Raw genomic sequence first — 10,804 nt, 5'->3', positions numbered from 1 at the left:
CGCGGGCGCAGGCCGAGGCGGGGCTGCACCGCGCGACGGCCGAGGCCGAGGTGGCGCGGGATGCGCTGGTGGCGGCGCGGGCCGACGCCGAGGCGATCGAATCGCTGATCCATGCGCGGCGCATCGCCCGGCGCCGCGCCAGGCTGGCGGCCGAGCAGGCGCTGCTGGACGACCTGCCGCGCTGACGTGAGGCTGCAGCCGGTTGCCTGCTGCGCCGATTCCGCCTCTGCTCCGCATTCGAGGAGCAGGAGCAGCGCCATGCCGCATGACGGGCACGAGCCCCCCACCATCCCCGAGGATGGCTGGAAGCACAGCGGCGTGCGGGTGATCCCGGGCGACAGCCTGGACACCAACACGGCGCAGACGCCGGGCATGAACCGCGCCGCGGCGATCAACGCCGCGCGGGTCGGCGCGCAGAAGATCTGGGCCGGCACGGTGCACATCCACCCCGATGCCAAGACCGGCGCGCATCATCACGGCGCGCTGGAGAGCGTGATCTACGTGGTGAAGGGCCGGGCGCGGATGCGCTGGGGCGAGAAGCTGGAATTCGTCGCGGAGGCCGGCCCTGGCGACTTCATCTACGTGCCACCGTACGTCCCCCACCAGGAGATCAACGCCAGCAGCGACGAGACGCTGGAATGCGTGCTGGTGCGCAGCGACAACGAGGCCGTGGTGGTGAACCTCGACATCGAGCCGGTGGAGCGGCCGGAGAAGGTGCTGTGGGTGGACCCGATCCACCGGGATGGGGCGGTGGGGAAGGGGTGAGAGCGGGGCTGCGCGCGGGCCCCCACCCCGACCCTCCCCCGCATTGCGGGGGAGGGAGCGAAGGCTACGCCGCCGCGGGCTTCAGCACGCCGCGGCGGATCTGGTCGAGCTCGATGCTCTCGAACAGGGCGCGGAAGTTGCCCTCGCCGAAGCCCTGGTCGCCCTTGCGCTGGATCAGCTCGAAAAAGATCGGGCCGATCACCGTGCCGGTGAAGATCTGCAGCAGCCGCCCGCCCTCCGGCGTCGGGGCGCCGTCGGTCAGGATGCGGTTCTTCCGCAGCCGCGCGACCTCCTCCACGCCGAGGTCGGGCATGCGCTTCGTCAGCAGCTCGTAATAGGTGTCGGGCGTGTCCATGAACTGCACGCCGCCGGCGCGCATGCCCTCCACGCTGGCGAAGATGTCGGTGGTGCCGAGGGCGACGTGCTGGATGCCCTCGCCGCCATAGGCGCGCAGGTATTCCTCGATCTGGCTCCTGTCGTCGCTGCTCTCGTTGATCGGGATGCGGATCTGGCCGCAGGGGCTGGTCAGCGCGCGGGACTTCAGCCCGGTCAGCTTGCCCTCGATGTCGAAGTAGCGGATCTCGCGGAAGTTGAAGAGCCGCTCGTAGAACTGCCACCACACATCCATGCGGCCGCGATGGACGTTGTGCGTCAGGTGGTCGATCACCGTCAGGCCGTTGCCGGCGGGCCGCGGGTCGCGTTCGCCGGTCCAGCGGAAATCCACGTCGTAGATGCTGCCGTTCTCGCCGTAGCGGTCCACGAAATACAGCAGCGACCCGCCGATGCCCTCGATGGCCGGGATATTCAGCTCCATCGGGCCGACCTTGCCCGTCACCGGCTTCGCGCCGAGCGCGATGGCGCGGTTGTAGGCCAGCGAGGCATCGGCCACGCGGAAGGCCATCGCGCAGGCCGAGGGGCCGTGCACGCGCTGGAAGGCCTGGGCGAAGCTGTCGGGCTCGGCGTTCAGGATGAAGTTGACGTCGCCCTGCCGCCAGAGCGTCACCTTCTTCGACCGGTGATGCGCGACCGCGGTGAAGCCGAGGCTCGCGAAGACCCCTTCCAGATAAGCGATGTCGGGGCCGGTGAACTCGACGAACTCGAAGCCGTCGGTGCCCATCGGGTTGGCGTCGCTGACGCGGCCGGCGAGCGCGGTGCGGTCGGGGGGGATGTCCATTGTCGTTTCCTCAGGCGGCGATTCGGGGACAGGTGGGGTCGTTCGCCGGCGGCGCGGCAGCTGCCGCTGCGGGCGGGCCCAACCGGGCCAGGCTGTCGCGGAACGCGCGGATGGCGTCGTGGGCGCGGTCGATCGCACCGCGCCGGTCCGGTGCGGCGCGGGCGGTGTCGCTGTGGTCGCAGGGGGTGCCGTAGTCGCCGTCGAGTCCCTCCGGGAAGGGGATGGTCACGCGACGTGTCACTTCGGCGTCCCTCCGGGCGTTGCGCGCATTGGATACCGCGCTGGGCGGGGCGGAATCCGGCGGAATGCACACCATGATTGCGGTTTGACGCAGGAATCCGCTACGCAGGGCCATGCCGAAGGTGAAATCCACTATCGAACTGGATGCCGCGGACCGCCGCATCCTGCGCGTGCTGCAGCGGGACGGGCGGATCGCCGTCACCGCGCTGGCCGAGGAGGTCGGTCTCTCCGCCACGCCCTGCCTGCGCCGCATCCGCCGGCTGGAGGAGGAGGGCGTGATCGCGCGCTATGCCGCGCTGGTCGATCCGAAGCGCGTCGGCCTGCCGATCCAGGCCTTCGTGCAGGTGGCACTCTCCTCCCATGCCGAGGAGGTCGCGGAGGCCTTCCACCGCGCCATCGCCGCGCGGGAGGAGGTGCTCGCCGCCTGGGCGATGAGCGGCGACATGGACTATCTGCTGCACGTCGTCGCCGAGGATTTCGACGCCTATGCCGAGTTCGCGCTGAAGGCGCTGCTTCGGATGCCCGGCGTGAAGGAGACGCGGAGTTCCTTCGTGCTGACCGCGCTCAAGCCGCTCGGCGCCGTGCCGGTGTAGCGCGCACCCTCAGCCGATGAGCGTGTCGGTGCCCGACGCCAGGGCGACCAGCCCGGTCGCGCCGGGCAGCCAGACGAGCGCATCCGGGTCGTCGGCGAAGCGCACCGCCGTGCCGGCGCCGCTCTCCTCCCGCGTCACCGCCCCTGGCGCGATGCCCTGCAGGACGAGCTCGTCCTGCCCCGGCGTGAAGCGCTCGATGGTGTCCACGCCATCGCCCGGCGCGTAGCGGAAGCGATCCGGCCCCGCGCCGCCGCGGAGCACGTCGCCGCCGAGCACGGCGTAGCCCTCGCCGGGCAGCACCAGGCGGATGCCGTCGAGCAGCATGTCGTTCGAGTTCCAGTCCGACTCGTCCACCTGGAAGCCGATGATGCGGATCTCGTCGAAGCGCCCGATCCCCAGCGCCTCGGCGTCGAGCGTGACATGGCCCGTGCCCGGGTTGAGGGGCGTGTTTGAGACCTGGAACTGCGCGGCCGCGCCGGTGTCCAGTTCCGAGGCGAAGTCGCGCTCGAGCAGCTTCTCGCCGTCGTCGTAGATGGCGATGCGCACCAGCTCGCCTGCGCCGGGTCCGCGTTCCTGGCTGTAGAAGGCCGAGAGGTCGACCCGCGCGGCGAGGGCATCGGTGCCGAAGCGCACGCCCAGCTCGTCATGCGCCTGCGCCAGGCCGGTTTCTGGCGTCCAGATCAGGTATTCGCCGATCTCGACGTTCCGCGGATCGCGGCTCACCGTGACCAGGAAGCCCGGCATGTCGGCCACGCCGAGGCCGTTGTAGCCGTTGCCCGCCCAAATGGCGAACAGTCCCGGCCCGAGCACCGGCTCCGGGAAGGGCTCGCGCGGTCCGCCGACGGCGGTGCCGACGAAGTATCGCGCATCCGCGATGTCGGCCTCCGTCGCGACGGTGCTCGACCGCGCGGCGATGGTGCCGGCGTTGACGGTGGCCGTCAGCGCGAAGCCGTCGCCCGGCAGGCCGGCTGCCGCGTCCTGCACCCAGTCCCGCAGCAGGTCGGCGGGAGTCGCGCGCGGCGCCCCCGGCTCGAAGCGCAGGGGGGCGAAGAACGGGCCGTCGCCATAGCCGAGCGCGACCGCGCGCGCCCCGGCATAGAAGCGCCCGGCATCGGTGCCGCCCGCGACCTCTGTCGTGGCCTGCGTCGTGCCCGCGTCGAACACGTCGTCGCCGTCGCCGAGCGCGGCGGTGACGAGGGCGAGAGCGCCGGAAGTGTCGAGCACCGCGCCCTCCGCTGTCGGGCCGGGATGGAGCCCCGGCGAGAGTGCGACGCGGTCGGCGAGGCCGGAGCCGAGCGCGGCGAAGCTGTTCTGTCCTGCCGGTCCGTCGCTGGCGAGGGCGAGTTGCAGGTCCACGCCGCGGAAGCTCTCCGTCGCGTCCAGCTCGCCCGCCTTCACGTTGTCCAGGTAGAGGTGCAGCGCGGCGGTCGCGCCGAAGCCCGCCGGGTCGTCGCCGATCTTCGCCCGCACCTCCGGGACATTCGCGATCAGCAGGGCGTATTCCTCGGCCGGAAGGTCGGTGCGGAGCTCGATGGCGGCGACCCGCCCCCAGTCGGCGTCGCGCAGCTGCACCTCGTAGAGATGCGAGGCGTCCTCGAAGCCGAGCGCCTGCGGCTCGCGTGGGATGCGCGCGAGCAGCCCCTGCGTGTTGCCGCCGAGCAGCGGCAGGTCGACCAGGACGGCCGGATTGTCAGGCCCCACCGGCCCGCCGAAGAAGGTCGGGGGTGCGGAGCCGAAGGCCTCGGTGACCACCAGCGGAACCGGCGGCTGCGCCTGCGGCGGGATCAGGCTCTCGATGATGATTCGGTTCAGGCTCGCCGCGGTGACGAAGACCTCCTCCGGCGTGCGGAAGCTCAGCGCGGCGGGCGGTGCGTAGGAGGCCCTGGGGACCTCGGTGCGGGCGCCGTCCAGCAGCCCGGGAAGGGTGCCGTCCGTCCCGCCGGCCCATGCGTCGCGGAAGACGCGGAACTGCGCTGGCATGGCCACCCCTGGATCTCTCCCGGGTGATCAAGCGTGCGCGAACCGCAGCGGTGCCATCGCCTCTCGGCATGTTGAAGGCGACGGGGCGCCGCAACGCGGCCGGCTGCGGCGCCGGCGCCGAGACCCGGTCGCGATTGCGGGTGACACCGCGACGGGGGCGCAACTAGGGTGTCGGCTGCCAAGAATGGGAAGGTGCGGCCATGCTGGGATTGTCCTTCGCCGCCTTCACCGCGCTGCATGTCGCCATCAGCCTGGCGGGCATCGGCGCGGGCCTGGTCGCGATCGGCGGGATGCTGGCCGGGCAGTGGCTTGGCGGCTGGACGGCGCTGTTCCTGGCCACCACCGCGCTGACCTCGGTGACCGGCTTCATGTTCCCCGGCTCCGCCTTCGGCGCGGCGCACGCGGTCGGCGTGCTGAGCCTGATCGCGCTGGTGCCGGCGGCCTACGCGCTGTACGGCCGCGGCCTGGAGAGCGCGTGGCGGCGGATCTACATCGCGAGCGCGGTGGCCGCGCTCTATCTGAACTGCTTTGTCGGCCTGGTGCAGACATTCCAGAAGCAGCCCGCGCTGGCGGAACTGGCGCCGACCCAGGGCGAACCGCCCTTCGTCGCGGCACAGCTTCTGCTGCTGGCGGTCTTCGTCTGGCTCGGCGTCATGGTGACGCGGCGGTTCCGGTCGAAGCCGCCGGGGGAGCGAACTGCCGCGACCGGCCTTGCGGCCTGACGCCGCGCGCGGCCACGGGGCATCACGGGCCCATCCGCGCCTCCGACGCCGCGCCGAGCCATGACATGACGCTCCGTGCCGCCGCGACGCCGGTGGCGAAGCAGGCCTGCAGCAGGTAGCCGCCGGTCGGCGCTTCCCAGTCCAGCATCTCGCCGCAGGCGAAGACGCCGGGATGCGCGCGCAGCATGAAGCGGTCGTCCAGCGCCTCCCAGGCGATGCCGCCGGCCGAGGAGATGGCGCGCGCCAGCCCCTGCGCCGCGTGCGTCGTCAGCGGCAGCGCCTTGACCAGCGTCGCCAGGTCGTCCGGCGCGCCGGAGCGATGCCGGGACGAGGCATGCCGCGTCTCCTGCACCAGGGCGATCGCCACCGGCGCCAGGCCGAGCGCCTTGCGCAGCATGGCGCTGACCGTCTCGCCGCGGCCGCGCATGCCCAGGCGATGCCGCACCTGGTCCATCGGCAGGTCGGGGCGCAGGTCGAGCGTGAAGGTCGCGGCGCCATCGCGCGCGATCGCCTCGCGCAGCGGGGCGGAGAGCGCATAGACGGCGCCGCCCTCGATGCCCGTGGCGGTCAGCACCGCCTCGCCGCGCACGGTCCTGCCGGCGAAGCTCACCGCGATGCGCTTCAGCGGCGCGCCGGCGTGCTGCGCGCGCAGCCTCTCCGACCAGTCCAGCGCGAAGCCGACATTGGACGGCGCGAAGGGCGTCACGGGGATGTCGGGCAGCAGCGAGGCCCAGCCGCCATCGGAGCCGAGCCTGGGCCAGGAGGCGCCGCCGAGGGCGAGGATCACGGCGTCGGCGTGCTGCGCGGTCTCGCCCTCTGGCGTCGCGAAGCGCGCCGTCGTGCCGTCCAGGCCGATCCAGCGGTGCCGCGTGCGGATCTCCACGCCGAGCGCGCCGAGCCGGCCCAGCCAGCCGCGCAGCAGCGGCGAGGCCTTGAGGCTGCGCGGGAAGACGCGACCCGAGCTGCCGACGAAGGTCGGCTCGCCCAGCGCCTCGCACCAGGCCACCAGCGCCGCGGGCGGGAAGGCGCGCACGGCGTCCAGCAGGCGCGGCGCCTGCGGGCGGTACTGCGCGAGGAAGGTGTCGAGCGGCTCGGCATGGGTCAGGTTGAGCCCGCCGCGCCCGGCCATCAGGAACTTGCGGCCGACGGAGGGCATGCGGTCGAACACCGTCACCGCTGCGCCCGCCTGCGCCAGCGCCTCCGCGGCGATCAGCCCGGCCGGGCCGGCGCCGACCACCGAGATGCGTGTCATGCCGGCTTTCTGCGCCCGCCATCGCGCGATATCCAGGGGCATGGATGCGATCCTGGTCACCGGCGGCGCCGGCTTCGTCGGGCTCAACCTCGTCGAGGCGCTGCTCCGCCGCGGCGACCACGTGGTGGTCTTCGGGCGTGAGGCGACGCTGCCGAACCCTGCGCCGGCGCTCTTTGCGCGGCTACCCGGACGGCTGGAGACGATCCAGGGCGACGTGCAGGACCAGGCCGCGCTGCGCGACCTGTTCCGCGCGCGGCGCATCGGCGCGGTCTTCCCCTTCGCCGCGATCACCGCGGGCCCGGCGCGGGAAGCCGCCGATCCGGCCCTGGTGATCGACGTGAACCTGAAGGGCGTGCTCGCCACGCTGGCGGCGGCGCGCGACGCGGGCACGGTGCGGCGTGTGGTGCTGCCCTCCTCCGCCGCCGTGTACGGGGAATCGGCCTATGCGCATCCGGTGCTGGACGAGGTGACGACGCCGCCGGCGCCGATCACCCTCTACGGCGTGACGAAATACGCGGTGGAGCGGGCCGGGCTGCGGCTGGCCGGCGCCTGGGGGCTGGATGCGGTGGCTGCCCGCATCGGCGCGACCTTCGGCCCCTGGGAGCGTGACACCGGGCTGCGGGACACGCTCAGCCTGCACCTGACCCTGGCCGAAGCGGCGCAGCGCGGCGAGGCGGTGGTGATCCCCGCCGCACCGCCCGCCTATGACTGGGTCTATGTGCGCGACCTCGTCGCCGGGCTGCTGGCGCTGCTGGACGCGCCGGACCCGCCGCACCGCGTGGTGAACCTGGCGAGCGGGACGGACTGGGCGCCGCATTATCCCGCCTGCCTGGATGCGCTGGCGCGCGCCTTCCCGGGCTTCCGCTGGCGTCACGCGGCCCCCGGGGAGGCGCCGAGCATCGCCTGGAACGAGACGCGGCCGCGCGGCGTGATGGCGAATGCGCGCGCGGCCGACTTCGGCTGGCGCCCGGCCTTCGCCCCGGCCGCTGCGGTGAAGGATTATGCCGGCTGGCTGTTGGCAAAGCGCGATGCGCGACTAGGGTAAGGGGCACAGCCCCCACCCCGACCCTCCTCCGTCTCGGCGGGGAGGGAGTAGTCGAGGACCTCCCCGATGCCCGACACGCTCAACATCGATCCCACGCGCCTGAAGTTCGGCATCGGTCAGCCGGTGCCGCGCGCCGAGGATCCGACGCTGCTGACCGGCCGCGGCCGCTACACCGACGACGTCGCGCTGCCCGGCCAGGTCTGGGCGGTGATGGTGCGCAGCCCCTATGCGCATGGCGTGATCAGGGGCATCGGCACGGACGCCGCGCGCGCCATGCCGGGCGTGCTGGGCGTATGGACCGGCGCGGACCTCGCGGGCTACGCGCCGATGACCTGCGCGATGCCGCTGAAGAACGCCGACGGCTCGGCGCTGCGCTCCACGAAGCGCCCGCCGCTGGCGGTGGACAAGGTGCGCCATGTGGGCGACCCCGTCGCCTTCGTGGTCGCCGAGACCCGCGCGCAGGCGAAGGACGCGGCGGAGGCCGTCGAGCTCGACATCGAGCCGCTGGACGCGGTGGTCGATGCCTCCGCCGCCGCGGCGCCCGGCGCGCCGCAGCTGTATGACGAGCTGCCGGGCAACCTCGTTCTCGACTTCGCCGCGGGCGATGCCGCGAAGGTGGCGGACGGCTTCGCCAAGGCGGCGCATGTCACGCGGCTGTCGATCCGCAACAACCGCATCGTCGTCGCGGCGATGGAGCCGCGCAGCGCGATCGGCAGCTTCGAGGACGGGCGCTACGTGCTGCGCGTGGGCTGCCAGGGCGTGTTCGGCCTGCGCGCGCAGATGGCGCAGCTGATGGGCGTGGACACCAAGGCGATCCGCATCCTCACCGGCAATGTCGGCGGCAGCTTCGGCATGAAGGCCGCGGCCTATCCCGAATACCCCTGCCTGCTGCACGCCGCGAAGCTGCTCGGCCGCCCGGTGAAGTGGACCGACGAGCGCAGCGGGTCCTTCCTGTCCGACGCGCATGGCCGCGACCACGAGGTGGAGGCGGAACTCGCCCTGGATGCGGAAGGCCGCTTCCTGGCCGTGCGGCTGACCAGCTTCGCCAACATGGGTGCCTGGCTCAGCCCCGTCGCGCCGCTGATGGGCACCGGCAACTTCTTCAAGAACGTGCAGTCCAACTACGCCACGCCGGCCATCGAGGTGCGGACCAAGTGCCTGGTGACCAACACCACGCCGGTCAGCGCCTATCGCGGCGCCGGGCGGCCGGAAGGCAACTACTTCATGGAGCGGCTGATCGAGCAGGCCGCGATCGAGATGAAGCTCGACCCCGTGGAGATCCGCCGGCTGAACCACATCCGGCCGGACCAGTTCCCCTTCGCCGCGCCGTCGGGCAGCGTCTACGACACCGGCGCCTTCACCGCGATCCTGGAGCGCACGCTGGCGGAGAGCGACCCCGAAGGCTACCCGGCGCGGCTGGCCGCCAGCAGGGCGAAGGGCCTGCTGCGCGGGCGCGGCATCGGCAACTTCCTGGAATGCACCGCGCCGCCGGCGAAGGAGCAGGGCGGCATCCGCTTCGAGAAGGACGGCACGGTGACGATCATCACCGGCACGCTGGACTACGGCCAGGGCCACTGGTCGGCCTTCGCGCAGGTGCTGCACCAGTCGCTCGGCGTGCCCTTCGACAAGGTGCGCCTGCTGCAGGGCGATTCCGACGAGCTGATCGCCGGCGGCGGCACCGGCGGGTCGAAGTCGGTCATGGCCTCCGGCGCCGCCATCATCGAGGCGTCGGAGAAGGTGGTGGAGAAGGGCCGCCAGGCGGCGGCCTGGGCGCTGGAAGCCGCGGTGTCCGACATCGAGTTCGAGGCGCATGGGCCCGGCGAGCAGGGCCGCTTCCTGATCGCCGGCACCGACCGCGGCATCGGCCTGATGGAACTCGCCGCGAAGCTGCACGCCGCGCCGGCGAAGCCGGAGGGCGTGCCGGCGACCCTGGACGTGACGCATGTCTTCGACCAGGCGCCGATGGCCTTCCCCAATGGCTGCCATGTCTGCGAGGTGGAGATCGACCCGGAGACCGGCGTGGTGCGGGTGGACCGCTACCTCGCCGTCAACGACTTCGGCGTGCAGGTGAACCCGCTGCTGGTCGCCGGCCAGGCGCATGGCGGCATCGCGCAGGGGGTGGGGCAGGCGCTGCTGGAGCATGTCGCCTATACCGAGGACGGGCAGCTGCTGTCGGGCAGCTACATGGACTACGCCCTGCCGCGTGCCGGCGACCTGCCGGCCATCGCGACGGGCAGCCACCCCGTGCCCTGCACCACCAACCCGCTCGGCGCCAAGGGCTGCGGCGAGGCGGGCTGCGCGGGCTCGCTGCCGGCGGTGATGAATGCGGTGGTGGACGCGCTGAAGCCGCTCGGGGTGACGCATATCGACATGCCGGCGACGCCGCAGCGGGTCTGGGCGGCGATCCAGGCGACGCGAGGGTGACCGCGGCGCAGCGGCCCGCCTGACGGGTCGCGCCGCGCCTGCGGGCGATCCGCTCCCGGGGCTTGCCTTCCCCGCCGCTGGCCGGGAGAACGGAGCAGGGGCGAATCGTTAAGGACTCGGCGATGCCGCTGGTGGCGCCAGGATGGTGCATGGTCGCGCTGCTGCTCGCGCTGGGCCTGGCCTGCCCCGCGGCGGCGCTGGCGCAGGCTCCCCGTCCGGACCGCATCGCCTTCGCCGATGGCGCCGACAGCGCCATCGTCCGCGGCACGCTGCGCGGGCGGGAGGTGGTGGACTGGTTCGTGGCCGCCGCGCCCGGCCAGCGTCTTCAGGCCGAGCTGACGGCGAGCCACCCTGCGGCCTACCTGAATGTCCGCGCGCCCGGCGCGCTGGAGACGACGCATGTCGGCCCGGTCCGCGGCAATGTCTTCGACGGCGCGGCGAGCACGGCGGGCGAGTACCGGCTCTCGATCTTCCTGATGGGTGAGGCAGCGCGGCGGAGCGAGGCGGCGGACTACGTCCTCTCGGTCACCGTCGCGCCGCGCGCTGCGACCGCAACGCCCCCCCCGCCCGCTCCGGCCGCGGCGCCAACCGCGGCGGCGCCGCCGGCCA

11 protein-coding genes are annotated in these 10,804 nt (G+C 72.9%); 7 read left to right on the top strand and 4 right to left on the bottom strand.

Annotated elements, in window-relative coordinates:
• Positions 1-185: hypothetical protein (locus tag OZN99_RS16975; RefSeq protein ID WP_270936447.1), on the top strand; the 185-nt coding region annotated here is incomplete at its 5' end.
• Positions 186-258: 73 nt separating this feature from the next.
• Positions 259-765, top strand: coding sequence for a cupin domain-containing protein (locus OZN99_RS16970; RefSeq protein WP_270936446.1), 507 nt, complete (start codon positions 259-261; stop codon positions 763-765).
• A 64-nt stretch (positions 766-829) separates the two neighbouring features.
• On the opposite strand, the gene hppD is transcribed toward OZN99_RS16970, so the two are convergent.
• Positions 830-1,939 carry a 4-hydroxyphenylpyruvate dioxygenase gene (gene hppD / locus OZN99_RS16965; RefSeq protein WP_270936445.1) on the bottom strand — a complete coding sequence of 370 codons (1,110 nt, stop codon included), beginning with the start codon at positions 1,937-1,939 and terminating at the stop codon, positions 830-832.
• Positions 1,940-1,949: 10 nt separating this feature from the next.
• Positions 1,950-2,312, bottom strand: a complete 363-nt coding sequence (locus OZN99_RS16960) for a hypothetical protein (RefSeq protein WP_270936444.1) — start codon at positions 2,310-2,312, stop codon at positions 1,950-1,952.
• Here OZN99_RS16960 and OZN99_RS16955 point away from each other — a divergent pair.
• The gene (locus OZN99_RS16955) at positions 2,302-2,772 is read left to right on the top strand and encodes an Lrp/AsnC family transcriptional regulator (RefSeq protein ID WP_270936443.1); all 471 of its coding nucleotides are present in this window, start codon (positions 2,302-2,304) and stop codon (positions 2,770-2,772) included. The two genes, OZN99_RS16960 and OZN99_RS16955, sit on opposite strands and share 11 nt — an antisense overlap.
• Before the next feature lie 9 nt (positions 2,773-2,781).
• On the opposite strand, the gene OZN99_RS16950 is transcribed toward OZN99_RS16955, so the two are convergent.
• Complete coding sequence (locus OZN99_RS16950) at positions 2,782-4,758, bottom strand: calcium-binding protein (protein ID WP_270936442.1); 1,977 nt, start codon at positions 4,756-4,758, stop codon at positions 2,782-2,784.
• A gap of 194 nt (positions 4,759-4,952) precedes the next feature.
• Here OZN99_RS16950 and OZN99_RS16945 point away from each other — a divergent pair, with 194 nt between their 5' ends.
• On the top strand, positions 4,953-5,474 hold the full coding sequence (locus tag OZN99_RS16945; RefSeq protein WP_270936441.1) for a hypothetical protein: 522 nt from the start codon (positions 4,953-4,955) through the stop codon (positions 5,472-5,474).
• Between the two features lie 22 nt (positions 5,475-5,496).
• Here OZN99_RS16945 and OZN99_RS16940 read toward each other — a convergent pair whose 3' ends face one another.
• The gene (locus tag OZN99_RS16940) at positions 5,497-6,768 is read right to left on the bottom strand and encodes a TIGR03862 family flavoprotein (protein WP_270936440.1); all 1,272 of its coding nucleotides are present in this window, start codon (positions 6,766-6,768) and stop codon (positions 5,497-5,499) included.
• Between OZN99_RS16940 and OZN99_RS16935 the strand changes: the two genes are divergently transcribed.
• The 3 genes from OZN99_RS16935 to OZN99_RS16925 form a co-directional block, all read left to right on the top strand.
• Positions 6,767-7,771, top strand: coding sequence for an NAD-dependent epimerase/dehydratase family protein (locus OZN99_RS16935; protein ID WP_270936439.1), 1,005 nt, complete (start codon positions 6,767-6,769; stop codon positions 7,769-7,771). The two genes, OZN99_RS16940 and OZN99_RS16935, sit on opposite strands and share 2 nt — an antisense overlap.
• Before the next feature lie 66 nt (positions 7,772-7,837).
• Complete coding sequence (locus OZN99_RS16930) at positions 7,838-10,195, top strand: xanthine dehydrogenase family protein molybdopterin-binding subunit (protein WP_270936438.1); 2,358 nt, start codon at positions 7,838-7,840, stop codon at positions 10,193-10,195.
• Between the two features lie 122 nt (positions 10,196-10,317).
• A partial coding sequence (locus tag OZN99_RS16925) for a hypothetical protein (RefSeq protein WP_270936437.1) occupies positions 10,318-10,804 on the top strand: 487 nt, incomplete at its 3' end.

Source organism: Falsiroseomonas oryzae (assembly GCF_027856955.1).
GTDB classification, from domain to species: domain Bacteria; phylum Pseudomonadota; class Alphaproteobacteria; order Acetobacterales; family Acetobacteraceae; genus Falsiroseomonas; species Falsiroseomonas oryzae.
Note: the sequence above shows the minus strand (reverse complement) of the source record. Positions and strands in the feature narration are given on the sequence as shown.